This window comes from Arthrobacter sp. FB24 (genome assembly GCF_000196235.1).
In the GTDB taxonomy this organism is placed as follows: Bacteria; Actinomycetota; Actinomycetes; order Actinomycetales; family Micrococcaceae; genus Arthrobacter.
Map to the genome: position 1 here is coordinate 452522 of NC_008541.1, position 26319 is coordinate 478840.

The window sequence follows — 26319 nt, forward strand, 5'->3', positions numbered from 1 at the left end:
TTTGAAACAGAACCACGTGAGGAGTCAGGCATGACGGAAGAGTACGGGAACATTCTGGTGGAACAGCGCGGACGCGTGGGGCTGGTGACGCTCAACCGCCCGGAAGCACTGAACGCGCTGAACAAGGCCACCATGGACGAACTCGTTGCTGCGGTCACGGCCATGGACTCGGATCCCGGCGTGGGCGCCGTGGTGGTCACCGGCTCCGGCAAGGCGTTCGCCGCCGGTGCGGACATCAAGGAGATGGCTGCCCAGGGCTACATGGACATGTACGCTGCGGACTGGTTCCGCGGCTGGGAGGATTTCACCAGGCTCCGGATTCCGGTGGTGGCGGCTGTCTCGGGTTTTGCCCTGGGCGGCGGCTGCGAACTGGCCATGATGTGCGATTTCATCATCGCCGGGGACAACGCCAAGTTCGGCCAGCCCGAGATCAACCTGGGCGTCCTGCCGGGCATGGGCGGATCGCAGCGGCTCACCCGGGCCGTGGGCAAGGCCAAGGCCATGGACCTGATCCTCACCGGGCGGTTCATGGACGCGGAGGAGGCCGAGCGTGCCGGACTGGTGTCCCGGGTGGTGCCGGCCGCTGACGTGGTGGACGAGGCCGTGAAAGTGGCCGAGGTGATTGCGTCCAAGTCGAAGTCGGCGGCCATGGTGGCCAAGGAGTCCGTCAACGCCGCGTTTGAAACGGGACTGGCCCAGGGGGTGCTTTTCGAACGGCGCCTCTTCCACTCGCTGTTCGCCACCGATGACCAGAAGGAAGGCATGGCCGCCTTCACGGAGAAGCGCCAGCCCGAGTTCAAGCACCGTTAGGGGCCCCGTCACCAGCCCCGAAAGGAAGCGCCATACCGGCTATGCCGGCACTGGAGGCATGTGCCGTCAGCGCAGCGTCCAGTTCCTCGGCTGTCGGCGGACTCGCACCCGCCCGGCCCACGGTGATGGCCGCAGCCATCGCCGCTGTATGGCCAATTGTTGTGAGCTGTGAGGGTGCCAGGCCGTCTGTCCCGCCGGTGAGCAGCCCGTAGATGAGTGCTGCCATGTACGAGTCGCCAGCGCCGATGGTGTCTTCCACCACGCACTTGATGGCCGGGATAAACAGCTTGGCGGTTCGGGTCGCCAGCAGGGACCCGCCAGGGCCGAGGGTCATGGCGACCATTTCCGCTCCCAGCTTGAGAATCCGGGAGGCCACGTCATCGAAACTGTGCCCGGGGTAGAGCCACATGGCGTCCTCATTGCTGAGTTTGACCACGTTCGTCAATGGAACCAGATCTTCGAACATCGAGCGAGCCTCAGCCTGGGTGCCCAGGAGTTCCGGCCGGATGTTGGGGTCGTACGTGATCATGCATTCCGGCCGTGGCTGTTCCAGGAGTGCCCTAACCGCCGTTGCCCCCGGAGCCAGGAAGGTTGCAATGGAACCCGTATGAATGATTCGGGGGATGACGATTGGCGCGGCTGTGGGAAGTTCCCAGCTGATGTCGAAGTCGTACCGGGCCGACCCTTCGGCGGTGAGAGTGGCAGTGGCTGTGGCGGTGCGCCCGGGATGCCGGGAGCCGGGCAGGACCCGGACACCGGCGCGGGCGAGGTGATTTTCAACCACGGAACCGCGCCGGTCCCCGCCAATGGACGTCAAGAGCGAGGTGTCCACGCCCAAGCACCCGAGGCCATAGGCGACGTTTGCCGGCGATCCGCCGGGATGTTCCGTCGTCCCGTTTGTAGTGGAGACGATGTCCACCAGGGACTCGCCGACCACCAGGACGTCAGGACCTGATGCGGCGGGGTAATCCTCGGGATGCGCGGTCATGCCAAGTCCGTAAGCTGCAGGGAAGCTTCCGCCGTTCCCCCGGTGGAGAACACCGTAATGCCGGTGTGCACCGGATCCGGGAATATCAGCTCAGTAAGTGTCACTAGTCCGCCCTGGGCGAAGACTTCGACCGAGCAGTGGTCCACGAAGATCCGCAGGGAGTAGGTCCCAGCGTCTGCCTGCAGTGGTGCCGTGCTGATGGACGGGAAGGCCTCGTGGAAGCCGGTGTCGCCGGAGTTGGTTCGGTCCAGCATGAGTTGTCCGCTGCCGGGGCGGATGCTGATCCGGGTCCCCGATGAACCGCTCCCGGAGCCGCAGACCACCAAACCGAACTCGCTTGCTGTCCCCGGCGTAAAGGTGGCCTCGATCAGCTGTACTGCCTTGCCGCCGTCGACTGTTACTCCGCCGTTCAGGGACAGTCGCTGGGTAGGTCCGGAAACAGAACCCTCGGTGCATGCAGGCACGGGCTGCTGGACGAGCCGGGGTTCGCCGTCGATCGAGGCGAGGGCAACTTCGCGCACTAGGCTCATGGGGCTGCGCCAGGGTGAAGTGGGGATGTGGTTGGCATACTGCCAGTTGTTCATCCATCCGATCATGAGCCGCCGTCCGCCTGGGACATTGCTGAAGGACACAGCCGCGTAGTAGTCCCGGCCCCAATCGAGCCACTGGTAGTCAACCACGCGCTCCGGGTCCTGCATGCCGTCCGTGACGGTGGTCTCGGAGGTGAACGTCACGCCGTCGAAGTCGCCCACGAAGTACTGCCCTGCTGATCCTCCGTTGGGTCCGCCGGGGTTCATGTTCACGGTCAGGACCCACCTGGTGTTTCCTGCATCTCCGTCCACGGGCAGTTCAAAGAGGTCCGGGCACTCCCAGATGCCGCCGGTGCCGTTGGCCGGGCCGAAGGTGCTGAGGTATTCCCAGTTCTTAAGGTCGCCGGAGCGATAGAGCAGCACCGCGTAGTCGTGGGCTTCGACAGCGGCCATCACCCAGTAGCTTCCGGCGGGGCCGTCGTAGCGGAAGACCTTGGGGTCGCGGAATTCCGGCGAGTTCCTGGTGAGGACCGGGTTGCCAGAGTACTTGGTCCAGGTGTATCCGCCGTCGGTGCTCCACGCGATGGACTGGGCCTGCATGCCCTCGTGTGCCGAACCGGCCTTGTAGGCGCTGGTGTAGACGGCAACCAGCGGGGTTGTTCCGGACAGGCCGAAGCCGGCGGTGTTGTCCTGGTCCACCACGATGCTGCCGGAGAAGATTTCCTCTGTTTCGTCGCACGGGATGGCCACCGGCTGTTCGTCCCAGTTCACCAGGTCCGTGGATGTGGCGTGGCCCCAGGACATGTTGCTGTGGACGTTCCCGAACGGGTTGTTCTGGTAGTACAGGTGGTAAATGCCGTCGTGGAAGACCAAACCGTTGGGGTCGTTGAGCCAGGTGTCCTTGCAGGCGTAGTGCATCGCCGGCCGGTAGGCCCCAAGGGTGGGCGTGGCGGTGTTCATGGGTCAGGGTCTCGTTTCGTGGGGTTGCCGCGGGAAGTGTGGGGCCCGGGCAGGCTGATGGAGCCGCCGGGCACGGAAGTCCGTGCCCGGCGGCTGGGATGCGGGAAGGTCAGGAGTTCTTCTGGTACCTGTCGTAGGCCTGCTGGTAGACGTCCACCATCTTGTCCAGGCCGATGTTCTTCAGCTGCGAGACGTAGCCGTCCCACTCCGCCTCGATGCCGCCGGAGACGATCCATTTCGCCGTGGTCTGCTTGACGATGGCGGCCACGTCCGTCTCGATGGTGCTGATCTGCTGCACTTCCTCGTTGGACAGTGCCACCGGGGGGTAGCCGTCGTTGGCTGCGAAAGGCTTGTAGTTCTCCTCGACGGTCTTCTGCCGCTCGGCCGCGCGCGGCTCGGGTGCCACGACCTTCTCGAAGTTCTCCGCGGTGTTGGCCTTCGGGCCGCCCGGGGCAACCTTCTGGCGGCGTTCGCCTTCACTGGTTCCCGCGGCCGCGGGTATCTGGGTCAGCAGCCCGGTGGCGGGGTCCTTCTGCAGGGTTTCACCGATGGGGCCCCAGTTGGCCTGGGCGGACTGGATGGGATCGTACAGGTTGTCTGCCCAGCGGATGGTGGCGGCAGGGTATTTGTTGGTTCGGGTCACAGCGAAGGCGCCGCGGGCGATTTCCTGGTTGTTGGACTGGCTGGCGAGCCGCTTGCCGTCCACGCCCTCAAGTACGGGGAGCAGTTTGTAGTCGCCGGCGCGGTCGGCGCCGACCATTTCCTTGACTTCCCACCAGACGAAGGAGCCCAGGTTTTCGGTGCTGGCCTTGCCCTTGGCCAGGTAGGCCTTGTCATCCTGGGAGAACGATTCTGGATCGATCAGGCCTTCCTGATACCAGGTATGCAGGGTCTGGAGGGCCTTTTTGTAGCCGTCCTGGGTGGCGGTGTAGATGACCTTGCCGTCCTGGACGATCCTGTGGTCCATGTTGTCCGGGACTCCGCCCAAGGCGGCGATGAGGTCAACGATGTCACCGCACCAGGAGCCGGGCATGAAGCTCAGCGGGATGGTTTTACCGGTGCCTGAGGCGTCCTTGGTCTTGAAGGCGAGCAGGGCATCATGCAGTTCGTCCACGGTCTTGGGCATCGGGAGGCCCAGCTTGTTCAGCCACGCGGTGTTGATCGCCATCTCGTTGGGGAACTGGACGAGTCCCAGTTCTTCGATGGAGGGGAGGGAGTAGATGTGCCCGTCGGAGGAGGTGATGGCCGCTTTGATGTCCGGCCGGTCGGCGAGCAGCTTGGACAGGTTGGGGGCATTTTTCTGAATGAGGTCTTCGAGGGGGATCAGTGTTCCGCTGGCCGAGTAGGTGGCGATTTCCGCGTCGGTGAGCCCGCTGTTGAAGAAGGCGTCGGGCAGGTCGCCGCTGGCCAGGATGAGGTTTTTCTTTTCCTTGAACACCGTCTCCGGGAGGTTCTCCCAGTCGATGTGGATGTTGGTGTCCTTTTCCCACTGCTGCACCAGGGACATGGTGTTGTAATCGGGGGCGAGCGCCGACTTGGTTCCGGAGAACTTGAGCGTCAGCGTGTCCTTGACGATCGGGAAGCCGGTCTCCTGGAAGCCGAACTCCGCGGACGAGTCTTTGATGGCGGCGGAACCGTTGGAGCTGCCCGAGCAGGCGGTGAACAGCATCGTTCCTGCCATCAGGGCGCCAAGGACGGCGAGCTTGCGGCTGGTAGCCATGGGTCGTTCCTTTTCTGGGTGGGGGGTGTGGCGACGGCGAAAGGGGGTTCCGGCGTCGGGTAATGCTTTTCGTCTTCGGGGATCAGCTCTTCACGGCGCCGATCATGGTGCCCTTGGTGAAGTGCTTCTGCATGAACGGAAGCGCGATCATCAGGGGCAGGCTGGAGACGACGATCATGGCGTACTTGGTCAGTTCGCCGATTCTCTGCGCCGCGGCGTAGGACTCGATGTCTCCACCGGTGGTGCCGGCGGAGGAGACGTCCGACTGGATCAGGATGTTCCGGAGCACCAGCTGCAGCGGGTATTTCGTGTCATCGTTCAGGAAGATGAGGGCGTCGAAGAACGAGTTCCAGTGCGCCACCACGTGGACCATGATCATGAGCATGATCAGCGGTTTGGACAGGGGGAGGACCATCTTGAAGAAGAACGTGAAGTCGTTGGCGCCGTCCATCTGGGCGGCTTCCCGGAGCTCTCCCGGGATGGTGTTTTCGAAGAAGGACCGGGCGATGATCAGGTTCCACACGCCCACGGCGCCGGGCAGGACAACCGCCCAGACCGTGTCCAGCATGCCGAGGTCCCGGACCACCAGGTACTTGGTGATGAGGCCGCCGTCGAAAAACATGGTCACCACGAACAGGAGCATCAGGATCTTCCGCCCCGGCATGTCCTTGCGGGACAGGGCGTAGGCGCCGAACAGGATGGTGGTCACGCTGATCGCCGAGCCCAGCAGGGTGTAGATCACGGTGTTGGCCAGGCCGTTCCAGATCCGGCTGTCCGCGAAGATCCGCTGGTATCCCTCCAGTGTCACACCGGACGGGAACAGCCAGACTTTGCCTTCGTAGACGGCGTTCGGATCGCTGATGGATGCGATGACGATGAAGTAGAGCGGGTAGACCACCGCGATGATGGACAGCGACAGGATGGTGACGGCGGCGATGTTGAAGGCGGAGTCTGCCCACCTGTCGCGGAACGTTTGCATGCGCTTAGCGGGTTGGGGCCTGGTTGCAGGGGCCGGAACGGCCACGGGTTTGGTGTTCAGGGTCATAGCGGCATCACCACAGGGTTGCTTGGTTGGCCCGGCGCGCTACCCAGTTGAAGGTCAGCAGCAGCACGAGGTTGAGGATGGAATTGAACAGGCCGATGGCGGCCGAATAGCTGAACTGGGCCTGCTGCAGGCCTGCGTGGTAGACGTACGTCTGGATGATTTCCGACGTCGGCAGGTTCAGGTTTGTCTGCATGAGCAGCGCCTTTTCGAAGCCGACGTTGAGCAGGTTGCCGATGGCCAGGATGAACAGGACAGTGATCACGGGCATGATGCCCGGTAGATCGATGTGCCGGATACGCTGCAGTTTGGAGGCGCCGTCCACCTTGGCGGCGTCGTGCAATGCAGGGTCGATGCCGGACAGGGCCGCCAGGTAGACAATCATGGCGAAGCCGGCGTTTTGCCAGACATCGGAGATCACGTAGATGGGCCGGAACCACTCGGCGGAGCCCATGAAGAAAACGGGTTCACCTCCCGCCAACTGGATCGCATTGTTCACCAGCCCGGAACGCGGGGAAAGCAGGACGAACATGATGCCCACCACCACCACCGTGGAGATGAACGCCGGCGAGTACAGCACCGTCTGGGTGAACTTCTTGAACCGCTCGCTCTGAAGCTGGTTGACCAGGAGGGCCAGGATGATCGGGATCGGGAAGGCTACAAGCAGGCCCAGGACGGCGATCCAGAGCGTGTTTCCCACGACCTGGCTGAACTGGTAGGAGTTGATGAACCGTATGAAGTGCTGCAGCCCGACCCACGGGCTCCCGGTAAAACCGTCCACGGGGTTGTAGTTGCGGAATGCGATCTGCACCCCGTACATGGGCCAGTACTTGAAGACGGCGATGTAAATCAGCGCCGGAACTAGTAATACGTATAACTGCCAGGCCCTGCCGACCCTTTTCAGGCGCAGCGGAAGAGGCTTCCTGCTTGTGGGCCGGGGTGTTGGAGCCAGCGGCGGTGCCGGCGTGGATCGGGCCAAGGTGCGGCTCATGGCTTCTCCTTTGGATGTGTCACTGAGTTCCGTTCAATCAGGGGGCAGGTCATGAACTCGACCCGTCCGTCCGGCTCGGCGCCCTGCAGGATGAGGTCGACCGCGCGGCGCCCCATTTCCACGAAGGGCAACTCAAGGGTGGTGAGACCCGGCCGCAGATGCGGGGCCAGGGTTTCCTGGTTGTCGAAGCCGATGATGGATACATCGCGGGGAATCGACAGGTGCAGCTCGGTGGCGGCCTGGTAGGCGCCCCACGCGGTGCGGTCATTCGCGCAGAAGATGGCCGACGGCGGGTTATCGTCCGTCATCAGGTCCATGGTGTGGGTAAATCCGTCCAGCTCATTGCCGCTGCCGAAGCGCACCAGTTCCGGGCGGATGGACAGTCCGGCTTCGGCCATGGCCTTCGTATAGCCGTTATAGCGTCCGACGGCGGCGGGAAGTTCGCTCTCGAGCGTTTCGATGTTGATCATCGCCACCCGCTCATGCCCCGCGTCGAGAAGGCGTCGGGTGGCGGTGTAGCCGCCCAGTTCCTCATTCGGCGCAACGCTGGGAAGTCTCAGCTTGCGATCCTGCGAGTTCAGCACAACCGAAGGGACTGTCGAGAGGGCCTCGGGTACGTCGAGTCGCCGGTGGTACATGCCAGCGTAGACAACGCCAGCCACCTTGTAAGACAGCATGGAGTCCAGCGAGGCTGCCTCCAGGGCTTTGTCGCCACCTGTGTTCATGGTGAGCAGGAGGAGGCCGTCCTCCCAGGCGCGCTCTTGTGCCCCCTCGATGATCTTTCCTGCGAAAGGGGCGGTGGCAACGGCGTCGCCCAGGAAGCCGATGATGCCCGAAATGCCGTCCCGGAGAGTCTTGGCGTGGGCGTTGGTGCGGTAGCCAAGCTGCTGCACGGCATCCATCACGCGCTTCCGGGTTTCGTCCGAGAAGCGGGAACCGGAAGCGGAGTTCAGTACCAAGGAAACTGTTGCCTGGGAAACGCCGGCGGCTGCCGCTACGTCGTGCATGGTGGGACCTGATGATGGTCGGGACTTAGTCACGGGCACCTCCTTGGGCCTTGGTTATACGAATCAGTTATTCGTATAACTGACGAGACAAACTGTAACCTGCGTCATAGGACGCCGTCAAGTATTGGTTGTTGAGATGCGTAGGCCGGCGAGCCGGGCCGCCCTAGGGACGGGGTGCCCGCCGGTGGGCGCGGAGCACTGAATCGGTGACGGCGACCGAGTTGCCGTCCGCGTCCTCCACGAACCGCCGGCGGGCTTCGCAGACGTCGATTTCCCACTCGTCCGGATCCAGCCCGGCCGCGATTTCCTCCGGGGTGAACAGCAGGCCTGGCTCGCTGGGGCGGCGGATTCCCACTTCCAGGTCGGAGGGGTGGTGGCCCACAACCAGGAGCGTCCCGCCAGGTGCCACGGACGCTGCCAGCCGGTGGTACAACTCGGTCCGCTCGGCCAGGGGCAGGTGCATGAACTGCGCGGAAACAAGGTCGAAGGTGCCGGAGGGCGGCGGGGAACTGGTCAGGTCGTGATGGACCCAGGTGATCCGCGCGGCGGCTTCAGCATCCTGGGCTGCCCTCTCGGCTGCCCTGGCCAGGGCCACGGATGATATGTCCACCGCCGTGACGCGCCAACCCTGGCGTGCCAGCCACAGTGAATCGGCTCCCTCGCCGCTGCCTACGTCCAGCACGGAGCCGGGGCGCAGTCCGGCCGCCTCGGCCAGCAGGTGCGGGTTCGGATTGGGGCTCCAGACAGAGCCGTGCTGGCGGTAGCGTTCATCCCAGAACGACTCGTCAAACTTCATCCGTGGTCTCCTTGCTGGCCGGCACTCACGTCCCGGCAGCGTGCCCTCAGGGACGGCCCGCGCTACGCCGTGACACTGCCACGATACGCCGTCGCGGCGTCCTCCAGTTCCTTGGGCTTCACAACGCGGGCCGGGCGGCCTGGCTAGGCTGCGCTGATGCCGAAGAGTCCGATGATGAGGCCCATAACCACCAGCGTGACCAGTTCGTGCGCGCAGTTCAGGACGGTCAGGGCGGCGGGCCGGCCGTCGAATGCATCGTGGGTGATGAAGCGTGATGCGGTGAAGCCGGCCCACAGGATGACGGCCGTGATCAGGGTGTTGGCCAGGAAGTTGCCGCCGTAGAAGTGCTGGGAAATGGCGGCCGATCCGGCAAGGACCAGGGCGCTGACGAAGCTGACCACCAGCGTGATCAGGATGGGCTTGACGGCGTCCTTGGCGTCCCCGCTCGGGGTGACTTTCGCGAGCTTCATCCAGTAGTTGCCGAAGACCTTGGGGGTGTACCAGACCGAGCCCACCACCATGCTGGACAGGGTGGCCAGTACTACGGCCCAGATGTTGATTTCCGGAATCAATGCGTTCTCCTCAATCGGCGAAGTCGCCGGCGTTCCGGCGGAAATTTCCCAGGATCCTGATCAGCTGCTCCACGTCCTGGCCGGCGAAACCGGACTGGCCGAACACCTCGGAGTTGAGCGCCGCCGTCGCACTTTTGGCCAGGGTGCGTCCCTCGGCGGTGAGCTCGATCAGGGTGGTACGGCCGTCCGTCGGATGCGGGGAGCGGACCACCAGGCCTGCGTCCTGGAGGCGGTCGACGGCGTTTGTCACCGAGGTGGGGTGGACCTGCAGGAGCGCGCTTGCCTTATTCATGGGCAGCGCGCCGCTGCGGGCGAAACTCAGCAGTGCCAGGAGTTCGTAGCGGGCGAACGTCAGGCCGAAGGGCTTGAGCACTCCCTCGATCCGGGCCAGCAGGATCTGCTGGGTGCGCATGATGGCCGTGATGGCAGCCATGGGCGCGGCAACGTCGCCCCAGCCGTGCCGTTCCCAGTTGCGCTGGGCATCGGCGATGGGATCGCGCGGGAGCGGGTTTCCCATGGCACCTCCTGACAAGTGGGTTGCTCCAGCCTAACTTTTCAAACCCGGGAAATCCGACTCCGAGTACTCGACGCCCAGGCCCTCCGGGAGCGGGCCGCCGCCGTGCCGCAGCTCCTCGCTGTGCCGGAGCTCCACGCGCCGGATCTTGCCCGAGATGGTCTTGGGCAGTTCCGCGAATTCCAGCCTCCGGATGCGCTTGAACGGAGCCAGATGGTCGCGGCAGTAGCGCAGGATGTCCTCGGCAAGTTCGGGGCCGGGCTGGTGCCCGGCGGCAAGGACCACAAACGCTTTCGGAACCGACAGTTTCAGCGCATCGGGGGAGGGAACGACGGCGGCCTCGGCCACCGCCGGGTGCTCGATCAGGACGCTTTCCAGCTCGAACGGGGACAACCGGTAATCGGAGGACTTGAAGACGTCGTCGCCGCGGCCCACGTAGGTGATGATGCCGCGCTCGTCCCGGCTGGCCATGTCGCCCGTGTGGTAGTAGCCGTCGCGGAAGGCGTCCGCAGTCTTCTCCGGGTCGCCGTAGTAGGCCTTCATCAGGCCCACAGGGCGCGGGTCCAGTCGCAGGCACAGCTCGCCGTCGTCGGCCTCTTCTCCCGTTGCCGGGTCCACAAGGACCACGTCATAACCGGGCAGGGGTTTGCCCATGGCGCCGATCTTGATCGGCTGGCCGGGCGTGTTGGCGATCTGCACGGTGGATTCGGTCTGGCCGAAGCCGTCCCGGATGGTCTGGCCCCAGGCGCGGTGCACCTGGTCGATCACCTCGGCGTTGAGCGGCTCGCCGGCGGACACCACCTTGGTGGGCGGGTTCTTCAACAGGGTGAGGTCGGCCTGGATCAGCATCCGCCACACCGTGGGCGGGGCGCAAAAGCTGGTGACCTTCTCGCGGTCCATCTGCTCCATGAGGGCCTTGGCATCGAACCGGCTGTAGTTGTAGATGAACACGCAGGCCTCGGCGATCCAGGGCGTGAAGACGTTGGACCACGCGTGCTTGGCCCAGCCGGGCGAAGCGACGTTGAGATGCACATCGCCGGGTCCCATGCCGATCCAGAACATGGTGGACAGGTGGCCCACGGGGTAGGACGTGTGCGTGTGCTCCACGAGCTTGGCTTTGGACGTGGTCCCGGACGTGAAGTAGAGGAGCAGGGTTTCGTCCGCTTTGGTAGGTGCGTCCGGCGTGAAGTCTGTCGGGGCACCGTCAGCGTCCGCGTACCGGGCAACACCTGCCGTCGTTTCGGCGGCAGCTTCGGCGGCGTTGCCGCCGTCGGCGATTTCGATCAGTTTGTAGTTGCCCGGGACGCCGGAAAACTTGCCGATGTTGGAACTTCCGACGGCGGCCCAGCCCGCCTCGCCGCGTTCAACCCGGTCCGCCAGGTCCGCCGGCCCCATCAGGGTGGTGGTGGGAATCAGCACGATGCCCAGCTTGATGCCGGCCAGCATGAGTTCCCACAGTTCCACCTGGTTGCCCAGCATGATGATCATCCGGTCGCCGCGGCGAACGCCCTGGCTCCTTAGCCAGTTGGCAACCTGGTTGGAGCGCGCGGCCAGCTCCGCGAAGCTCCGCCGGGTAGCGCTGCCGTCCTGCTCCACGATCACCAGGGCGGGCTTGGCGCCCGTGGCGGGGTCGGCCGCGATCTGGTCGAACCAGTCGAGGGCGAAGTTGAATTCTTCAAAGCGTGGCCACTGGAACTCATCCCGCGCCTGGTCGTAGTCCTCGTGGAGGGCCAGAAGCCTGTCCCTCGCGGCCCGGAAGTCGTCGGTGACTGTCATGGGGGCCCTTTCGCCTAGTGATCCATGTCACTGTGCAATATACTAGGACATCCAAGGGTTTGGAAGAGTGAAGGGATGCGTGCCGGTGCAGCCACAACGACGTGACGACGGAGAAACCACCACAGTTCCGGAGCAGCCGCCGTTCCCGGAGGCGGACCTGATGTACATCGTGGATTTGCTGCCGGCGGGGGAGCGCTCGCGGTACCTGGAAGTGCGGGAATTCCTCCAGTCCCGCATCCGCGCGGCCTCGATCGAATACTGGAACCGCGAGGAATTTCCGTTTGGCCTGCTGGCAGAGATGGGAAAGTTCGGGCTCGGCGGGCTGCAGACAGACGGAACGTCGGCACTCTTCAAGGGCCTGATGTATGTGGAAGTTGCCCGTGCCGATGTGTCCTTGTCCGCCCTGGTAGGGATCCACAACGAGCTGATCGTAGGAATGATCGACGAGCTCGGTTCGGAAGCGCAGAAGCAGCGCTGGCTTCCCGGGCTGAAAGCCTTTACGCAGCTGGGGGCCTTCGCGCTGACGGAGCCGGATCACGGTTCGGACATTGCCGGCGGCCTCGAAACGTCAGCCCGGCTGGAGCGCGGTGAATGGGTGATCAACGGCGCCAAACGCTGGATCGGCGCCGGGACTATTGCTGACTTTGCGCTGGTGTGGGCACGGGACGAGGCGGACCGGCAGATCAAGGGCTTCATTGTGGAGACGGACCGTCCCGGCTACTCCGCCACGAAGATTTCCAACAAGATCGGCCTGCGGATCATGCAGAACGCGGACATCGTTCTGGACGAAGTCCGGATCCCGGAATCCAACCTCCTGCCGGGCGCCACGGATTTTTCGAAGGCCAACGACCTGTTGCGGGATTCGCGGGCCTGGGTGGGCTGGCAATGTGCCGGGATCCAGCTGGCCGCGTTCGACGTCGCCCGGGCGTATGCCCTGGAAAGAAAGCAGTTCGGCAAGGAACTGGCGCGCTTCCAGCTGATACAGCAGCAACTGGCCGAAATCCTGGGCAACGCCAGTGCCTCCCTGGCGCTGATGGCGCAGCTGGCCCGGATCCAGCAGGACGGCAAGCTGGAAATGGTGCAGGCGGCCATGGCCAAGTCCACTACCACCCGGCTGGCGCGGGCTTCCGTGGCGATGGGCAGGTCGCTGATGGGCGGAAACGGCATCAGCAGCGACTACGAGATGGGCAAGCTCTTTGGCGACGCGGAAATTCTCTACACCTACGAGGGCAGCTACGAGATCAACTCGCTGATCGTGGCGCGTGCCGTGACGGGGAAGTCCGCGTTCGTCTGAGGGCTGGCGTTATTCCGCAGCCGCGCTAGTCCTGGCCACGCTCATAGTGGAGGAGAGCTACTCCGTTGCCGAACGTGTGCGTGCCTAACAGCTTCAGGTTCAGCCGGACGTCCGGTGACTCGAACAGCGGCCGGCCGTTGCCTTGGCCGAGGACCACGGGGTGCACGTAGATCCGGTATTCGTCGATCAGGCCGAGCCGCATGAACGTTGCGGCCAGATTGGCGCCGCTGACTGCAAGGTCGCCGCCGGGCTGCGCCTTCAGTTCCGCGATTTCTTCAGGCACGACGTCGTGCATCACCGTGGTGTTCCAGTCGGCGTCGGTGAGGGTCCGGGAGAAGACGAACTTTGGCATGTCGCGCCAGATCCTTGCGAACTCGACCTCGACCGCCGGGCTGTTTGGATCCTGGTCCGCCGTGGGCCAGTAGTCGGCCATCAACTCGTAGGTGAGCCTTCCGTCCAGGAACCCTCCCAGCCCCTTGCACTCATCGTTGAAGTGTTGGTGCAGTTCCTCGTCCACCAGGTGCCAGCTGATGTCACGGTCCAGCCCTTCGAAGTACCCGTCCACCGACACTGACGCCATCAGAATGATCTTCCGCATGTGGGTCCCTCCCTGGTAGGGCGGGCACCCGAGCGGGACCGCCGTCGTATCTTCCAGTGAATCACTCAAGGATGCGTTGGAACAGGACAGGCATGCATGGCGAGTTTCGATTCGATGAAGGCGTGCTGGCCGGCGGGCGTGAAGAACTCGCCGTTGCATTGACGGAGAGGGGGTCCTTCGTCCCTTACGCCGGACCGTACTGAAGGCCACAGTTGGTGCTAGGGGAACCGCGTGTGGGCAGCCCCGACTTGGATGCGCCATAGAAGGAGGAACCATGAAGATCGAATCATGGATTTTCGGAGGCCTGGCCATGTTCTTCGTACCCGTGGGCGTGGTTTATGGCTTTGTCACAGGCTGGACCGAGCCAGTGGGCTTCCTGGCCTTGTGGCTGGTCGGAGGCCTGGCCGGACTGATCGGGGGCTACCTCGGCTACACCGGCCGGCGGGTAGGGATGCGTCCAGAGGACCGCCATGACGCGGAGATCCACGAAGGCGCAGGCGAGCAGGGTCAGTTCAGCCCCTGGAGCTGGTGGCCGATTGCCGTGGGCATCTCCGCGGCAACCGGGTTCCTGGGCCTGGCTATTGGATTTTGGATCGTCTACATCGGTGCAGGATTTGCGCTGGTGGCGTTGATTGGCTGGGTTTTCGAGTACAGCCGCGGGGATCACGCCCACTAGCAGCGGGGCGCCCTCCAGCAGTCACGGGTGTACGTAGTACACTCGTTGACAAGAATCGGCTAGCTAAGGTGCCCACATGACTCAGCAGGCGGAAGCCACGCGCCGGATCCCGCTGAACCGGGACCGCGTCCTGACTGCCGCCGTCGTACTGGCCGATGCAGCGGGTATCGAGTCACTCAGCATGAGAAGGCTGGCGCAGGAGCTTGGCGTGGTGCCGATGGCGCTGTACAAGCACGTCGCCAACAAGGAGGAACTCCTTGACGGCATGGTGGACGTGCTTGTTGCCGAAATCGATCCTCCCGCCAGCGACGCCGGCTGGAAGAACGCGGTGCGGCTGAGGGTCCTGTCGGCGAGAAAGTCCTTGCTGCGGCATCCATGGGCCCGCCAGGTGCTTGAATCCCGCACCACCAGGACGCCGGCGGTCCTTGGCTACATGGATTCGTTCATCGGCATGTTCCTGGCCGGCGGTTTTTCCGTCGACCTCACCCATCACGTGATGCATGCACTCGGCAGCCGCATGTGGGGGTTTACCCAGGAGTTGTTCGACGATTCAGCCAACGCGGTGCCGGCCGATCTGGCCCCTGAAACGCAGGCGGCCATGCTCCACGAGATGGCGCAGCGGTATCCGAACATCTTGCAGGTGGCCCTGGCCGCGAATCACGACGACGGGTCGGTGGTTTCGCAGGGCTGCGACGACCAGTTCGAGTTCGAGTTCGCGCTTGACCTCCTCCTGGACGGGTTCGAGCGCTTCCACCGGCAGGGCTGGACGTCGGGGCAGGCGAAGCTGGAGCGATAGCCCGCCAGGTGTTAGCTTGTGGGGATGGAGGCGCTCGACTGGCTGCTTGACTCCGACCCCGCGATCCGCTGGCAGGTCCTGCGTGACCTCACGGGCGCACCGCCCGAGGACGTGGAGGCCGAACGAACCCGCGTGGCCACCCAAGGCTGGGGTGCGCGCCTGCTGGAGCTGCAGGATGAAAACGGCCAGTGGGACGGCGGCACGTACTTCCCGGCGCAGTTCGATGAGTCCGAGAAAGGCCAGCCCTGGACGGCGACCACGTACAGCCTGTTGCTGCTGCGGGATTTCGGGCTGGACCCGCGTAGCGGCCAGGCCCGCCGTGCCGTGGACCTCGTCCGCGAAAACAGCCGTTGGGAGGAAGGCGGCCAGCCGTTCTTCGATGGAGAAGTGGAGCCGTGTATCAACGGTATGGCCGTCGCACTCGGCGCGTACTTCGGCGAAAACGTCGACGTCGTGGTGGGGCGTCTGCTGCGTGAGCAGCTCGCCGACGGCGGATGGAACTGTGAGGCGGAAAGAGGCTCGGTGCGTTCGTCGTTCGGGACGACGATCAACGTTCTGGAAGGCCTGCTGGAGTACGAGCGCGCTACCGGCGGTTCGCCGGTCTCGGTTGCGGCCAGGCAGCGCGGCGAGGAATACCTGCTGGAGCGTGGACTCCTTCGGCGCAAGAGCACCGGCGAACTGATCGACCGTGACTGGCTGGAGTTCTCCTACCCGACCCGCTGGTTCTACGACGCCCTGCGCGGCCTCGACTACTTCCGCGCCGCCGGCAACCGCCCGGACGAACGCGTCTCCGAAGCTGTGGAGGTGCTCCGCCCAAAACGGCAACCCGATGGTACATGGCTGCTGGAAAACACCCACCCCGGCCGGATCCACTTCGCCATGGAGGACGGTGACGGACGCCCGAGCCGCTGGAACACCCTCAGGGCGCTGCGGGTACTCGACTGGTACGACGGGCAGTAGCTGTTCGGGCCCGCGCCCTCCGGTGCCCGGTCACAATCCGGTTCCTCGGCCGGAGTTGTTCCGGATACCAAGGGCACGGCTACGCTGGCAACCACTACGTGCGCGTCACGTGACCTGAGAGCAGCAGGCAGGGTCGTAATGGGCTGGCATCAGTTGATGCGGGCCCATCTTTTATTGGGTCGGCGCAGGCCGCCGGGGGACTCCCGGTTTCGATCCCAGGAGAGTAACGATGAGCAATGACCAGGACATCCCGGATACCGGGGGAGAACACGGGACGGGAAGCCTCCCGTCTGTCCGGACGTCCCGGAAGCGAACCAAGCATCCGCGGTTCCGGACCGGCGAACACGTCCGCTTCGCCGACGGGCACGTGACCGGCACCGGCGTGGTGGATGACTCCACCCGCGACGGCTCGGTCCTCTGGGTCTGGGCCGACGGCGGCAACGGCCGGAGGATGCTCCTGCAAGGCCGGGGTACGTCGGTTGAATCCCTGACGTAAAGGCCACCGGACAGCACTGGTTGAGCCTCAGGTGAGCAGCCTGGCCACCAGTTCGCCGCGGCTCCCCACTCCCACCTTTTCAAAGAGGGATTTCAGGTGGTCGTGCACCGTGTGCGGCGAGATGTACAGGTGCTCGGCGATTTCCGTCGTCGCCGAGCCGGCGACCACCTCAAGGCAGACGTCCCGTTCCCGGGGCGTGGCGCCGTATGCGGCGAGCAGGAAGGTGACCATTTCGTGCGTGGTGGCCGGTTCCACCGTGACCACCATCTGGCCGGGGTCGTCTCCGGTGATGAGCCGGCTGGCCTGCAGCACCACCCAGTGGTCCCCTACGTCGCGCATCCTCATGCGGGCCGTCCCGGAGGCAGCGGCCTTTGCGGCGCCCACCACGGAATACAGGGTCATGCCGAAACGGCCGGGTGCCTGGTCCTCCAGCGCCGCCAGCCAGGTGGCGGCGGCCGGCGTGGCGGCACGCACCTCGCCGCGCGGTCCCACCAGGACGATCACGGGACCGTCCGGCCCGCGCAACGCGGGCCGTTCCACGCGCACCGCGACCCGGGTGGCGGCGGCCAAGGCCGCTGCGATGGAACTCAGGAAATCCACTTCCCGGTCAGTGAAGTCCGGACCCGACTCACGGAACAGCCCGCCCACGGCCCAGCACACGTCATCGGTCCGGAATACCGCACGCAGTTCGTGCTCCAGCCCCTGCGGGCGGAGCAGGTCGTTGAGCCGCACGCTCCTGACCACGTCGCGGTGCGCTACATCGGACAGCCGGGCGGCCGGCATCGGCCGACGGGTCAGCTGCGCGAAGGGGTTCGGCTCCGTGCCGGCGTATTCAGTCTCGGCGAAGCGCACGCCGTATTCGTCGGGCGTCGGCCAGGGCGGCCAGTTGGTGATCGAGGTCATGATCAGGGTTGCGGGGTCGACGCCGGCCCAGCAGGCCTGCTGAAAAGGTACGGTTTCATGCACGACGGCGAGCGCTGCGGCGTGCAGCTCAGCCACGCCCATGCCGGTGGCCGCCATAGCGGCGATCTCCTGCCGGGCCCGCTCTGCGCGATCTGCCCACATGCTTCCAGTATCCGCCGCAGAAGGCGGACTGCAATCCCCTCATTGGGGGATCTTCCGGACCCTGGCGGAACCCCCTCGGCCGGGGATGGGAAGACCTCCACCCGAGACGTACGCTTCGAGCATGAACGCAGTTGCCCAGCTGTTCGCCCTGCTCGAGGCCCTGATCTATATCGCGGTGTTTCCCCTTGAGGCCTTCTTCCTGCGCCGCCCCGCAGTGCAGAAGTTCCTGAGCACCCCGGCCGAAAACGTCCCGGCGGTCATGATGTGGGCTATTCCCGTGGGCTTCCGGAACCTCCTCATTGCCCTGGGGGTCATTGCGGGACTAGTGGCCCTCAATACCGGGAGCGAGGTGGTTGGCCGGACGCTGGTCACCTACTGCTGCGCCTACATGGTCCTGGGCGGGGCCACCATGGCACTGGCCGATGCCTTGGGGCACTACCCGACGAAGGGGGACAGCATTCCCGGAACGCTCGCGGCTACCGTGCCCGCCCTGATTGCGCTGGTCGCCTCGGCGTTCTGAACGGGGCCTGCCCAGCGGGTTTCACGGACAACGAAGGCCCGCCTATGGGGGACAGACGGACCTTCGCAAGTAAAACGCTACAACCCATCTAAATAGCTATCGAGTGGACGAGCCCGGGGTCCCCGGCGGCTGCGCGTCATCCCTTGCGACGGGCGGAAGCAGCGGCGTAGTCTCCCTGCTATCAGGCCATCCGGCGGGAGGATGCATGGACGGCTATGCCGAGCTACGGGCCTTCCGGGCCACGCACACGTACCGCTCGCTGACTGTCGGCGGCGTCGAATGGAACTACGTCCCGGGGCAGGCACCCCCGGGCGCGAGGGGCGCCGGGCCGGCACTCCTTGTCCTGGGCGGCGGGTTCTCGTTCGGCGAGTCCGCGTTCCGCACGATCACCGCCTTCGAACCCCGCTTCCGGGTCCTCGCCCCCTCGTACCCCGCGGTGCGGACAATGGCAGAACTCCTGACCGGGCTCGCAGCCATTCTCGACGCCGAGGGTATCCCGTCCGCGAACGTTTTCGGTCACTCCCTTGGTGCCGGCGTCGCCCACGCCTTTGCCCGCCGTTATCCGCAGCGGGTGGACAGGCTCGTCCTTTCCGGGTTCGGCCTCTACACCCGCGGTCACACACGTCTGGTGAGCGCCTTTGTCCGTCTGTTCTCAGTGTTGCCCAAGGCCGCCCTCGCCGCTTTTTACCGTCCCAGGATTGCTCGGCTTCTCGAAGGGGCCGAAGAGGACGAGCGTGCTTTCCTCAGCGCCTACACGGAAGACCTCTTCGCAGCACACACCAAGGAATCGGCCCTGGCACGGCTGGCAGTGCTCCTTGACCTGGCGGCGCATCCGGACCTTTATTCCGCAGCATCGGCCTTCGAGCGACCGGCGGACGTGCTGCTGATTGCTGCGTCTGACGACCGCGGGTTCACACCGCGCGAACGCGAAGCCTTGCTGGCCACCTATCCCGGCGCCAGGGCCCACGTTTTCGGGCGAGGCGGCCACTGGGCGGCGGTCACCCACCCGACAGAGTACGATGCCGTCGTCGGCCGCTTCCTCGAAGGCCGTCCGCCGCCCCCGGGGAGGAGCGAACGCGCTCCCGCGCAGCCGCCCCGCCGCGCGCCCCGCCGCGGCGGGGAAGAACGGCTTAACGCTTCGGCCCTGGACGCCAAACTAGCCGCTTTCCGTGCCGGTCACCGGTACCGTACCGTCGACGTCGGCGGCGTGCGCTGGCGCTACCTCGCCGGCGGTTCGGGCGAGCAGGTGTTGCTCCTCCCCTCCGGCGGGACCCGGGTGCCGGACATGTATCTGCTGCTGATCGAAGCGCTGGAACGGGACTTCCGTGTCCTTGCGCCGGCTTATCCCGCCGGCGCCGGAATCGCCGGGCTTGCGGACGGACTGGCCGCGATCCTCGACGCCGAGGGGGTCAAAGAGGCGGATGTGCTGGGTTCGTCGTTCGGCGGGTTCGTGGCGCAGGTCTTTGCCCGCCGGCATCCCGAACGCGTGCGCCGACTCGTGCTGGCGAACACCGGGGGCCCGGCCGCGGCCCCGCTCCCGGGGCTGCCGCTCCTTATCCGCTGCCTCGCCGTCCTTCCGGAAGACGCTGTGCGTTTCTTGACCGGCTGGAATTGGCGCCGCTGGTTTGTAACGGGCGCGAACGGCGACTCGAAGTTCTGGGACGCACTGCTGGGGGACATTCTCAGCCGGCTGGGCAAGGCGGATCTGCTGTCCGCATTGCGCGAAATGAACGACTTCGCGCATCTGCCGGCCGAAGCGGTGCAGGGGGTGCCCGCCGCCGCCACACCGCCGGCACCGGTGCTGCTGATCGAATCCGAGCGGGACGAAGCATTCTCACCCCGGGCGCGGGCGGCTCTCCGCGCGCTCTATCCAGCGGCTGAGGTCCGGCTTTTCGCGGGTGCGGGCCACGGGGTAATGGCAACGCGGACGGCGGAGTATGTCGAGACAGTACGGGAATTCCTCCGCATGCCCTGACCTTCGCGGTCCGCTACCGCTCAGCTACCGCCGGCTCAGCGAATCTCCTCCACGACGCTGGTCCCCGTTTCCGGCCGGGACTCCCAGGCCCACGATTCGTGGAAGCGCACCCGCCCGTCGTCGAGCACTTCAATACGCGACTCGCACACGCCGTTGGCCGTCAGCCTGTCCGTACTGACATGTGAGTAGCGGAAATTCAGCGTGTCTGCCGTGCGCGTTCCCACCAGATAGCCGCGGAGTATTGCGCCGCCGGAGTATTCAGCCCAGACAATGTCATCGTCCTGGTGGTAGTGAAACCGGGTTGCTGCACCAACCTCGCCGGTGCCGGAGTTGGTAACACCCGCGAAGATCTTTCCGTCGATGGGAACGGTCTCGGGTGCGGTAAGTGCGCTCATCCCTCAAGCCAACACACTCTCCTCCATGCTTTCAATCTATGTCACACCGGGGGTCTTGCCGTAAGGCCCGGGGGCGCCTCGATCGAGGTGCTCCGGACGGCCCCGCACCCGCTGAGGGTTGGCCCTTGTCATGGGCAGCTCCATGCCCCATTCTTGGCCTAAAAGGGGGTGCAGCGGAAGGGGAATCGAATGTCCAGCGTGGACTTGGAAGGAGCCAGGCGGCCGGCGGCTGCGGCCATTGCCTCGGCTGGCGTCTGGCTGATCGGCATCAGCCCGGTGCCTGGCGTGTACCTCGAGCAGGACCCCGGTCTACGGCTCGAGATGCTCCGCAGAGGGAAGCGCTCATGGGTCGTCGGGCAGCACATCGCCGCGGCAGGCACCGCGGCCGTGCCTGTTGCCTTCGTGCGGGTGGCCCTTGCCCTTCCGCCCGGAAGGACAAGGGCCTTTGCGGCCGCCGCTGCCGTCGCGCTCGCCGCAGGGGCGCCGTTGTTCGTGTCCCAGCTTGCCTTGCGCGCCTCGGATCTTGAGCGCTTCGCCGCGCGCGGCCTTGCCGGATGGCCGTTCCTTGCCTACTCGTGGCTGCACGTGATCGCACTGGGTTCACTTTCCGGTGCCCTGGCTTCCCTGCCCAACAGGGGGAGGGAAGCCGCCGCCGTCGGCCTCGCCGCACTCGGCTCCGGCGCCGTCCTGGCGAGGACCGGTGACATCCCGCCCTTCGTGTTCTACGTTTCGGAACAGCTCGCTGCCGCGAGCCTCCTGCGCCGGGTTGATTAGAGCATCCCGGTCATCCGGCCGGGAGGAGCCCTGTGCTTTGAAGCCAGGCGCCCTCACGTTCCAGATGCGCTGGCCGGGATCACGACGACGCTGCGCCGTTCGCTGGAGGTCCGTGGGTGAACACGATCGCGTCGACTCCGTCGACGGCCGGGCCGATGCTTCCGGTTGCGCCGACGATCAGCACGGTGGAGGGACGGTCGTTCATTTATTCTCCTTCACGGCGGCCTTTGCGGTGTTCCGCTGGGTGGCGGCCCAGCTGGCGAGGACTTTGAGCGCGTCCTCGGAGGGTGTCCCTGGGTCTGCTGTGTAGACGTTGATGCGCAGTCCCGGGTCTGCGGGCAGTTCAAATGCTTCGAAACTCAAGTCAAGATCCCCCACGACCGGGTGGTGGAGCCGCTTCCGGCCGGCGCGGTGGTACTTCACGTCGTGCCGTGCCCAGCGGGTGCGGAACTCCTCGCTTCGGGTTGAGAGTTCACCGATCAGGTCCGTGAGGTCCTTGTCGTAAGGGTTTTTCCCGGCGGTGGACCGCAGGACAGCGACGATGTCATCTGCCGCGCGTTCCCAATCGGCGAAGAAGTCCCGCGCCTTCGGGTTCAGGAAGGTGAACCGTGCGCTGTTCGGCGGGGCGGTCTTTTCGGCCATCAGGTCCAGATAGAGCGCAGAGCCCAGCTCGTTGGCGGCGAGGACATCCCCGCGGTCGTTGCGGACCCAAGCCGGTGCGGCCGTGATTGCATCAATGACGCGTTGCACGCTCGGCCGTACTGTCTGCGGGCTACGCTTGCGCCGTACACGGGGAGCGGCCGTGGCGGCGCGGGCAAGGTCAAACAGGTGGGCCGTTTCGGCATCGTCGAGCTTAAGAGCGCGCGCGAGCGCTTCGAGGACGCTGTCTGAGGCGCCGGAAAGGTTGCCTCGCTCAAGGCGGATGTAGTAATCGATGCTCATCCCGGCGAGCATGGCGACTTCCTCGCGGCGCAGGCCACTAACGCGCCGGTTGCCACCGTAGACGGGCAGCCCGGCCTCATCTGGCGTAATCCTTGCGCGGCGGGAGGTCAGGAACTTCCGCACGTCGTCACTGTGTGTCATGGTTTTCACGCTACGCCCTCGCCCCGGGACGAGGGAGGGACTGGCGTTACCCGGACCGGCCGTGAATCCCCGCCATATGGAAATGACGGTGGCGTTGAAAAGATGAAGCGTGAACCCGCAACGCTCCCCACCCGGCCTGATAGCCGGTCTGGCACGGCCGTAGTTGACGCGTGCAAGACAGTGACTCTCGCGGAGACGGTGAAAGAGCTGTCAACCGATTGACCGGAGGCGTACTCTGGACGGAATTCACCTCAAGACAAACCGGAACGGAAGGGCACACACCGGTATGAGCCTTAAAGACGAGTGGGACCGTCTCGATTCCGAGACCCGGACCTGGCTTCTGGAAAATCCCGGATGCCTGGTGGTGCCCCGTACTGTGTCGGCCAAAATCAGCCAAGGCGCCCATGAGGCCATCGAGCAGGATCAACACGGGCAGATTGTACTTTCGCGAGACGACCACGATTTCATCCGAGGGAAGGCAGAAGCCGCCGGTACAATCCGCGTCCCGGCGACGGAATATCAGTTTTTCGACACAGCAGCTGTGCCCGTTGTCAGGAGAGCACCGTCCGGAAGGCATGCCGCAATTTCACCGAATGAAGTTCAGAAGGACCAGCCAGGTGCGGGCATGGAAGAACGCGGTGACTAACCGGGGCCGGGCCGAACTGTCCTGCCCTTCGGCCATCCGAGGCAGCCAGGTGTCGTCACGGCCACGGAACGGGCGGGTTTCAGGGCTTCAGCGCCAGAACTCGGTGAGCTGCTTGGCGAGGGCTTTGCCTTGGTCGTAACCAGCTCGAGCAGCGGGCGGACGCAGCGATAGGTCCATCGCGTTGGCGCCGAACATGTGTGCGGAGCGGCTATCCGGGAAGATAGTTTCGACTTTGCTGCCGCGGGCGCGTAACTCGTCCACCTGCGCTGCCAGATGCAGGCCCCACTTCAGCGGTGCCCGTGATCTGCCGCTAAATGGCGACAGCACCAGCACTCGACGGTATCCGGTTGCCAGATCGGCATTCTCGCTGGATCGGCGGTAGCCGCCGTCGATGTATCGGTTGTCTCCGATCCTGTAGGCGAAGCCACTGGCGCAGCTGGCGGCCACGGCGTCCGCCAGGTCCACCCCGCTGTGGCGGTCGAACACGACCGGTTCACCGGTATGGGCGTCGACCGCAGTGATGAGCATCGTTCGTTGAGGCCAGTGCTGGCTGGGCAGCCGCGCGGCGACGGTAGCGCGCCACTGTGTTCGCCGGGAATCGTCCGACGCCGCATCCATGCCGAGTGCGGCTGCGCCCAGTCTTCGGCGCATATCGGCCGCATCCTCCGCCGCGGCGATGATCTCGCCCGTCCTCCGCATCTGGTCGGCCACCGGCCCAATGGGAACGCGTCCACCGTCGGACCTGGCCGGATCAGTCCGTTGCTGGGGCGCAGCAGCAAGAACGGCGGCGAGTAGCTCGGCAGGGGTCGCACCAGCTATCTGGGCCGCCGCCGTCGAGCCTGCTGACGTCCCAATGGTGAGGTCGGCTGTGGTGACGTCCAGCCCCGCGCTGAACAGGCCAGCGACGACGCCGATCAGCCACGCGTTGCCTGTCGATCCGCCGCCACCCAGGACCAGCGCTCGCTCACCCGCGGCGCCCATCCGTATTGCGGCGTCAACCTGCGGCTGATCCTGGCCGGATAACGGCCGTTCGGAGGCCGTCGTCGAGGTGAAGTGGGGAGTTGAAACAGGTGTTGTGTTCATGGGAGTCGCCTTTCGCGAATTGCCTGTCTGGCGCCCCCGGCGACGACTGCCTCAGTCGCGCGGTCGTGGACTGAAGGGGAGCGCCCACTTGGGTACTGCGTTCATGGGTCTCACCTCCTGCCGATTGATCACGATTACCGGAAAGCTATCAGCCTGTCCCGCGGTGCGCAACGGGACCATCTGGGCCGAACGCGAGTGGCGGCTAGCTCGCCGGGTCATACCCGAACTCGCGGAGCTCCTGCGAGCAACGGCAGGCCACCGCGATCTTCCTCGCCCACTCGACCGCGTCCTCGCGCGTCGGCAGCTCCAGCACGGTGAACCCGCCCTTGAGCTCAGAGCCCGGATAGATCTCGGGGCTCACCGACCCGTCAGCGGAGACCAGCACGGGATCGACTTCCTCATCGATTCCACCGCCGAATACGTAGACGCCTGCGGCCTTCGCCTCCTCGATCACGGCGTGGGATTCGGCGGAGACGATCGGGAACTCTTCGGCGGTGAGCACCATGGCTTCGCTCGGGAAGGAGATAAGGTATTTAGTCATGTCTCGATGGTGCCCCGCAGGAGGGCCGGACAGCAACGGTTATGGATAGTTAACGGCAACCATCTGCATTCCGAACGCTCCCCGAGCATTCTGCGTAGGAGGCAACCGTGGCGAGCTGATGATCCAGGAGGTACGAGCCGGATGGGCGTCCACCTCTATGCGTCGGCTGGCGCCGCCCGCCATGGCCAACACAGGCTAATTGGGCCGCTCGGGTGTCAGTCTTTCTTCAGTTTCTCGGCAAGCATCACGAGGATTCCGCTGGGACCGCGGAGGTACGTGAGTTTATATTCGTCGCGGTAGGTCGCCACGCCGCGTAGAGGATGGCAACCGTGCTTCGCAGCTATCTCAAGGGCTTTGTCTATGTCGTCGACCGAGAAGGCCACGCGGTGCATGCCTATGTCGTTGGGACGAGTTGGGTTCGACTCGATCGCTTTGGGATGGATGTATTCGAAGAGCTCAAGGTGACCATGACCGTCGGGGGTCCGCAGCATCGCAATCTTGGCGTGGTTGCCATCCAGCCCGACGGCAGTATCGGTCCACTCGCCGCTGACCGTGTCGCGCCCGATGACCGTGAGCCCAAGGTCGGTGAAAAAGGCGATTGTTGCTTCGAGGTCGCGAACGGCGATACCGACGTTCTCAAGTTTGATGGCCATGCGTTGAAGCTACCAAAGCGGATTGAATTGCTCCAGAGGCGAGCCTGGACTCGACTTAACATCCTCCCGCCCTGTGGCCGTAGCACTGCGGCTAGTCGAATCCGGCTAAAAATACGTCAGTTGGGGCTCCCAGTGCGCCCAGTGCCGCTGTTTCCGTGTTCAACCATGTCACCAACCTCAGGAATCTTCCCTTCAACGCGCTGCCGGAAACCCGCGAATGAGCCGGCCCACGGTACCAGGCGTTCGCGATAGCCATTGGAATCGCCACCGTCCTCTGGGCGGGTATTACAACGCTGATTTTGGGGAAATCGGCAGTTCACGGTCTTTTGATGCCACCCATTCCGCGCGCTCTGGCCGCTTTGGGCTCACAACGCTATCGAAACGCATGTGTCTTGCCTTTCGGCGAACGGACCGTAGACTCGGCCCATGTCAGGTCGTGGGGGAACGAGACTAGTCCGTAGTGCTGCGGCGACAGTCCTGAGCATGCTGCTGGCGGGTGTCCTGGCAGCCTGCACCTATGAGGATTTCGGTGATCCGACGGCCACCGCGGTGCGTAGCACGCGCCCCGCTCCTTCCGTCCCAACGAAGGGTCCGGAGATACTGGATACCGAAACGCGCAACTACGCCGAACTGGAGAAGAGCCTCGCAGTGGCCCAAGGCTCCGTGCTCCTTGAAGACTCCGGCCCTGCCGACGGACCAGGGGTTGGTTTCAGCAAAACCGTAAAGGTGCAGACCGCCGGCCGGTACACCGTCACGGCAGCCTGCGTGGGTATTCCGGATGCGCAAGTGTTCCTCTCCCGCCCCGGGTCAAAGGAGCTACTGTCGCTCGATCTTGATTGTTCAGGCGTCTTGTCGCAGGTTGTTGAGTTGCAGGAGGGATACGTCGCCGCAATGCTGATGCGACACGACCCGACGGGTCCTTGGACAGGGGCCGTCGCCGGAGTAAGAATTACCGACGGATAAAAAAGCGCTGATTTCCGCGTACCGGGGTCAGAGAGGAGCGACCAGCCCAGGGGATTTCTTCCCGGATCTCGAGGCCGCTTGTAGCGGGTTGCAGC

29 protein-coding genes are annotated in these 26319 nt (G+C 64.9%); 11 read left to right on the top strand and 18 right to left on the bottom strand.

Features of this window, described 5'->3' with window-relative positions; genetic code table 11:
- Positions 1 to 30 precede the first annotated feature (30 nt).
- Positions 31 to 810: an enoyl-CoA hydratase gene (locus ARTH_RS02175; RefSeq protein ID WP_011690294.1), complete on the top strand. Its 780-nt coding sequence runs from the start codon at positions 31 to 33 to the stop codon at positions 808 to 810.
- Here the strand turns inward: ARTH_RS02175 and ARTH_RS02180 are convergent.
- The 10 genes from ARTH_RS02180 to ARTH_RS02225 form a co-directional block, all read right to left on the bottom strand.
- Entirely contained in the window at positions 797 to 1798 is a 1002-nt protein-coding gene (locus ARTH_RS02180; RefSeq protein ID WP_011690295.1) for a PfkB family carbohydrate kinase, read from the bottom strand. The two genes, ARTH_RS02175 and ARTH_RS02180, sit on opposite strands and share 14 nt — an antisense overlap.
- Positions 1795 to 3288, bottom strand: coding sequence for a glycoside hydrolase family 32 protein (locus ARTH_RS02185; protein WP_011690296.1), 1494 nt, complete (start codon positions 3286 to 3288; stop codon positions 1795 to 1797). Before ARTH_RS02185 ends, ARTH_RS02180 begins: the two co-directional genes overlap by 4 nt.
- Positions 3289 to 3397: 109 nt before the next feature.
- Positions 3398 to 5008 carry an ABC transporter substrate-binding protein gene (locus tag ARTH_RS02190; RefSeq protein ID WP_011690297.1) on the bottom strand — a complete coding sequence of 537 codons (1611 nt, stop codon included), beginning with the start codon at positions 5006 to 5008 and terminating at the stop codon, positions 3398 to 3400.
- An 82-nt stretch (positions 5009 to 5090) separates the two neighbouring features.
- The gene (locus tag ARTH_RS02195; RefSeq protein WP_011690298.1) at positions 5091 to 6053 is read right to left on the bottom strand and encodes a carbohydrate ABC transporter permease; all 963 of its coding nucleotides are present in this window, start codon (positions 6051 to 6053) and stop codon (positions 5091 to 5093) included.
- Positions 6054 to 6060: 7 nt separating this feature from the next.
- Positions 6061 to 7041, bottom strand: a complete 981-nt coding sequence (locus ARTH_RS02200) for an ABC transporter permease (protein ID WP_011690299.1) — start codon at positions 7039 to 7041, stop codon at positions 6061 to 6063.
- The gene (locus tag ARTH_RS02205) at positions 7038 to 8081 is read right to left on the bottom strand and encodes a LacI family DNA-binding transcriptional regulator (protein WP_232223572.1); all 1044 of its coding nucleotides are present in this window, start codon (positions 8079 to 8081) and stop codon (positions 7038 to 7040) included. Before ARTH_RS02205 ends, ARTH_RS02200 begins: the two co-directional genes overlap by 4 nt.
- Positions 8082 to 8211: 130 nt before the next feature.
- Positions 8212 to 8844: a class I SAM-dependent methyltransferase gene (locus ARTH_RS02210; RefSeq protein ID WP_011690301.1), complete on the bottom strand. Its 633-nt coding sequence runs from the start codon at positions 8842 to 8844 to the stop codon at positions 8212 to 8214.
- A gap of 143 nt (positions 8845 to 8987) precedes the next feature.
- The gene (locus ARTH_RS02215; RefSeq protein WP_011690302.1) at positions 8988 to 9416 is read right to left on the bottom strand and encodes a DUF1761 domain-containing protein; all 429 of its coding nucleotides are present in this window, start codon (positions 9414 to 9416) and stop codon (positions 8988 to 8990) included.
- Between the two features lie 10 nt (positions 9417 to 9426).
- A complete protein-coding gene (locus ARTH_RS02220) occupies positions 9427 to 9933 on the bottom strand; it encodes a MarR family winged helix-turn-helix transcriptional regulator (RefSeq protein WP_043429282.1) in 507 nt (168 codons plus the stop codon).
- A 30-nt stretch (positions 9934 to 9963) separates the two neighbouring features.
- Positions 9964 to 11706 carry an AMP-binding protein gene (locus ARTH_RS02225; protein ID WP_011690304.1) on the bottom strand — a complete coding sequence of 581 codons (1743 nt, stop codon included), beginning with the start codon at positions 11704 to 11706 and terminating at the stop codon, positions 9964 to 9966.
- A gap of 160 nt (positions 11707 to 11866) precedes the next feature.
- Between ARTH_RS02225 and ARTH_RS02230 the strand changes: the two genes are divergently transcribed.
- Entirely contained in the window at positions 11867 to 13000 is a 1134-nt protein-coding gene (locus tag ARTH_RS02230; RefSeq protein WP_232223631.1) for an acyl-CoA dehydrogenase family protein, read from the top strand.
- Positions 13001 to 13025: 25 nt separating this feature from the next.
- Here the strand turns inward: ARTH_RS02230 and ARTH_RS02235 are convergent, their stop codons facing one another.
- Positions 13026 to 13598, bottom strand: coding sequence for a dihydrofolate reductase family protein (locus tag ARTH_RS02235; protein ID WP_011690306.1), 573 nt, complete (start codon positions 13596 to 13598; stop codon positions 13026 to 13028).
- Between the two features lie 274 nt (positions 13599 to 13872).
- Here ARTH_RS02235 and ARTH_RS02240 point away from each other — a divergent pair, with 274 nt between their 5' ends.
- The 4 genes from ARTH_RS02240 (at position 13873) to ARTH_RS02255 (ending at position 16526) form a co-directional block, all read left to right on the top strand.
- Positions 13873 to 14274 carry a cytochrome c oxidase subunit 4 gene (locus tag ARTH_RS02240; protein WP_011690307.1) on the top strand — a complete coding sequence of 134 codons (402 nt, stop codon included), beginning with the start codon at positions 13873 to 13875 and terminating at the stop codon, positions 14272 to 14274.
- A gap of 76 nt (positions 14275 to 14350) precedes the next feature.
- The gene (locus ARTH_RS02245) at positions 14351 to 15070 is read left to right on the top strand and encodes a TetR/AcrR family transcriptional regulator (RefSeq protein ID WP_011690308.1); all 720 of its coding nucleotides are present in this window, start codon (positions 14351 to 14353) and stop codon (positions 15068 to 15070) included.
- Positions 15071 to 15094: 24 nt separating this feature from the next.
- The gene (locus ARTH_RS02250) at positions 15095 to 16030 is read left to right on the top strand and encodes a hypothetical protein (protein WP_043429284.1); all 936 of its coding nucleotides are present in this window, start codon (positions 15095 to 15097) and stop codon (positions 16028 to 16030) included.
- A 229-nt stretch (positions 16031 to 16259) separates the two neighbouring features.
- The gene (locus ARTH_RS02255; protein WP_011690310.1) at positions 16260 to 16526 is read left to right on the top strand and encodes a hypothetical protein; all 267 of its coding nucleotides are present in this window, start codon (positions 16260 to 16262) and stop codon (positions 16524 to 16526) included.
- A gap of 27 nt (positions 16527 to 16553) precedes the next feature.
- Here the strand turns inward: ARTH_RS02255 and ARTH_RS02260 are convergent, their stop codons facing one another.
- The gene (locus ARTH_RS02260; protein WP_043429285.1) at positions 16554 to 17591 is read right to left on the bottom strand and encodes a helix-turn-helix transcriptional regulator; all 1038 of its coding nucleotides are present in this window, start codon (positions 17589 to 17591) and stop codon (positions 16554 to 16556) included.
- 121 nt (positions 17592 to 17712) lie between these two features.
- Between ARTH_RS02260 and ARTH_RS02265 the strand changes: the two genes are divergently transcribed.
- The gene (locus ARTH_RS02265; RefSeq protein ID WP_011690312.1) at positions 17713 to 18111 is read left to right on the top strand and encodes a DUF1304 domain-containing protein; all 399 of its coding nucleotides are present in this window, start codon (positions 17713 to 17715) and stop codon (positions 18109 to 18111) included.
- Between the two features lie 205 nt (positions 18112 to 18316).
- Entirely contained in the window at positions 18317 to 20086 is a 1770-nt protein-coding gene (locus ARTH_RS02270) for an alpha/beta fold hydrolase (RefSeq protein ID WP_011690313.1), read from the top strand.
- A gap of 35 nt (positions 20087 to 20121) precedes the next feature.
- Here the strand turns inward: ARTH_RS02270 and ARTH_RS02275 are convergent, their stop codons facing one another.
- A complete protein-coding gene (locus ARTH_RS02275; protein ID WP_011690314.1) occupies positions 20122 to 20481 on the bottom strand; it encodes a hypothetical protein in 360 nt (119 codons plus the stop codon).
- A 189-nt stretch (positions 20482 to 20670) separates the two neighbouring features.
- Between ARTH_RS02275 and ARTH_RS02280 the strand changes: the two genes are divergently transcribed.
- A complete protein-coding gene (locus ARTH_RS02280) occupies positions 20671 to 21255 on the top strand; it encodes a hypothetical protein (RefSeq protein WP_011690315.1) in 585 nt (194 codons plus the stop codon).
- Positions 21256 to 21334: 79 nt separating this feature from the next.
- Here the strand turns inward: ARTH_RS02280 and ARTH_RS24370 are convergent, their stop codons facing one another.
- Complete coding sequence (locus ARTH_RS24370; RefSeq protein WP_269534741.1) at positions 21335 to 21460, bottom strand: hypothetical protein; 126 nt, start codon at positions 21458 to 21460, stop codon at positions 21335 to 21337.
- A complete protein-coding gene (locus ARTH_RS02285; protein ID WP_043429286.1) occupies positions 21457 to 22338 on the bottom strand; it encodes a helix-turn-helix transcriptional regulator in 882 nt (293 codons plus the stop codon). Before ARTH_RS02285 ends, ARTH_RS24370 begins: the two co-directional genes overlap by 4 nt.
- 286 nt (positions 22339 to 22624) lie before the next feature.
- On the opposite strand from ARTH_RS02285, the gene ARTH_RS24040 reads away from it, so the two are divergent.
- Complete coding sequence (locus ARTH_RS24040) at positions 22625 to 22984, top strand: hypothetical protein (protein WP_011693995.1); 360 nt, start codon at positions 22625 to 22627, stop codon at positions 22982 to 22984.
- An 87-nt stretch (positions 22985 to 23071) separates the two neighbouring features.
- On the opposite strand, the gene ARTH_RS02295 is transcribed toward ARTH_RS24040, so the two are convergent.
- The 3 genes from ARTH_RS02295 to ARTH_RS02305 form a co-directional block, all read right to left on the bottom strand.
- Entirely contained in the window at positions 23072 to 24067 is a 996-nt protein-coding gene (locus tag ARTH_RS02295) for a patatin-like phospholipase family protein (RefSeq protein ID WP_011690318.1), read from the bottom strand.
- A gap of 202 nt (positions 24068 to 24269) precedes the next feature.
- Positions 24270 to 24608 carry a YciI family protein gene (locus ARTH_RS02300; protein WP_011690319.1) on the bottom strand — a complete coding sequence of 113 codons (339 nt, stop codon included), beginning with the start codon at positions 24606 to 24608 and terminating at the stop codon, positions 24270 to 24272.
- A gap of 215 nt (positions 24609 to 24823) precedes the next feature.
- A complete protein-coding gene (locus ARTH_RS02305) occupies positions 24824 to 25261 on the bottom strand; it encodes a VOC family protein (RefSeq protein ID WP_011690320.1) in 438 nt (145 codons plus the stop codon).
- Positions 25262 to 25687: 426 nt separating this feature from the next.
- Here ARTH_RS02305 and ARTH_RS02310 point away from each other — a divergent pair, with 426 nt between their 5' ends.
- Complete coding sequence (locus tag ARTH_RS02310) at positions 25688 to 26224, top strand: hypothetical protein (RefSeq protein WP_011690321.1); 537 nt, start codon at positions 25688 to 25690, stop codon at positions 26222 to 26224.
- Positions 26225 to 26319: the final 95 nt, after the last annotated feature.

Excerpts from the sequence above, each read along its gene's own strand:
- ARTH_RS02175 (WP_011690294.1), top strand. The coding sequence starts at position 31 with ATGACGGAAGAGTACGGGAACATTCTGGTGGAACAGCGCGGACGCGTG.
- ARTH_RS02180 (WP_011690295.1), bottom strand. The coding sequence starts at position 1,798 with ATGACCGCGCATCCCGAGGATTACCCCGCCGCATCAGGTCCTGACGTC.
- ARTH_RS02185 (WP_011690296.1), bottom strand. The coding sequence starts at position 3,288 with ATGAACACCGCCACGCCCACCCTTGGGGCCTACCGGCCGGCGATGCAC.
- ARTH_RS02190 (WP_011690297.1), bottom strand. The coding sequence starts at position 5,008 with ATGGCTACCAGCCGCAAGCTCGCCGTCCTTGGCGCCCTGATGGCAGGA.
- ARTH_RS02195 (WP_011690298.1), bottom strand. The coding sequence starts at position 6,053 with ATGACCCTGAACACCAAACCCGTGGCCGTTCCGGCCCCTGCAACCAGG.
- ARTH_RS02200 (WP_011690299.1), bottom strand. The coding sequence starts at position 7,041 with ATGAGCCGCACCTTGGCCCGATCCACGCCGGCACCGCCGCTGGCTCCA.
- ARTH_RS02210 (WP_011690301.1), bottom strand. The coding sequence starts at position 8,844 with ATGAAGTTTGACGAGTCGTTCTGGGATGAACGCTACCGCCAGCACGGC.
- ARTH_RS02220 (WP_043429282.1), bottom strand. The coding sequence starts at position 9,933 with ATGGGAAACCCGCTCCCGCGCGATCCCATCGCCGATGCCCAGCGCAAC.
- ARTH_RS02225 (WP_011690304.1), bottom strand. The coding sequence starts at position 11,706 with ATGACAGTCACCGACGACTTCCGGGCCGCGAGGGACAGGCTTCTGGCC.
- ARTH_RS02230 (WP_232223631.1), top strand. The coding sequence starts at position 11,867 with ATGTACATCGTGGATTTGCTGCCGGCGGGGGAGCGCTCGCGGTACCTG.
- ARTH_RS02235 (WP_011690306.1), bottom strand. The coding sequence starts at position 13,598 with ATGCGGAAGATCATTCTGATGGCGTCAGTGTCGGTGGACGGGTACTTC.
- ARTH_RS02240 (WP_011690307.1), top strand. The coding sequence starts at position 13,873 with ATGAAGATCGAATCATGGATTTTCGGAGGCCTGGCCATGTTCTTCGTA.
- ARTH_RS02245 (WP_011690308.1), top strand. The coding sequence starts at position 14,351 with ATGACTCAGCAGGCGGAAGCCACGCGCCGGATCCCGCTGAACCGGGAC.
- ARTH_RS02250 (WP_043429284.1), top strand. The coding sequence starts at position 15,095 with ATGGAGGCGCTCGACTGGCTGCTTGACTCCGACCCCGCGATCCGCTGG.
- ARTH_RS02255 (WP_011690310.1), top strand. The coding sequence starts at position 16,260 with ATGAGCAATGACCAGGACATCCCGGATACCGGGGGAGAACACGGGACG.
- ARTH_RS02260 (WP_043429285.1), bottom strand. The coding sequence starts at position 17,591 with ATGTGGGCAGATCGCGCAGAGCGGGCCCGGCAGGAGATCGCCGCTATG.
- ARTH_RS02265 (WP_011690312.1), top strand. The coding sequence starts at position 17,713 with ATGAACGCAGTTGCCCAGCTGTTCGCCCTGCTCGAGGCCCTGATCTAT.
- ARTH_RS02270 (WP_011690313.1), top strand. The coding sequence starts at position 18,317 with ATGGACGGCTATGCCGAGCTACGGGCCTTCCGGGCCACGCACACGTAC.
- ARTH_RS02275 (WP_011690314.1), bottom strand. The coding sequence starts at position 20,481 with ATGAGCGCACTTACCGCACCCGAGACCGTTCCCATCGACGGAAAGATC.
- ARTH_RS02280 (WP_011690315.1), top strand. The coding sequence starts at position 20,671 with ATGTCCAGCGTGGACTTGGAAGGAGCCAGGCGGCCGGCGGCTGCGGCC.
- ARTH_RS24370 (WP_269534741.1), bottom strand. The coding sequence starts at position 21,460 with ATGAACGACCGTCCCTCCACCGTGCTGATCGTCGGCGCAACCGGAAGC.
- ARTH_RS02285 (WP_043429286.1), bottom strand. The coding sequence starts at position 22,338 with ATGACACACAGTGACGACGTGCGGAAGTTCCTGACCTCCCGCCGCGCA.
- ARTH_RS24040 (WP_011693995.1), top strand. The coding sequence starts at position 22,625 with ATGAGCCTTAAAGACGAGTGGGACCGTCTCGATTCCGAGACCCGGACC.
- ARTH_RS02295 (WP_011690318.1), bottom strand. The coding sequence starts at position 24,067 with ATGAACACAACACCTGTTTCAACTCCCCACTTCACCTCGACGACGGCC.
- ARTH_RS02300 (WP_011690319.1), bottom strand. The coding sequence starts at position 24,608 with ATGACTAAATACCTTATCTCCTTCCCGAGCGAAGCCATGGTGCTCACC.
- ARTH_RS02305 (WP_011690320.1), bottom strand. The coding sequence starts at position 25,261 with ATGGCCATCAAACTTGAGAACGTCGGTATCGCCGTTCGCGACCTCGAA.
- ARTH_RS02310 (WP_011690321.1), top strand. The coding sequence starts at position 25,688 with ATGTCAGGTCGTGGGGGAACGAGACTAGTCCGTAGTGCTGCGGCGACA.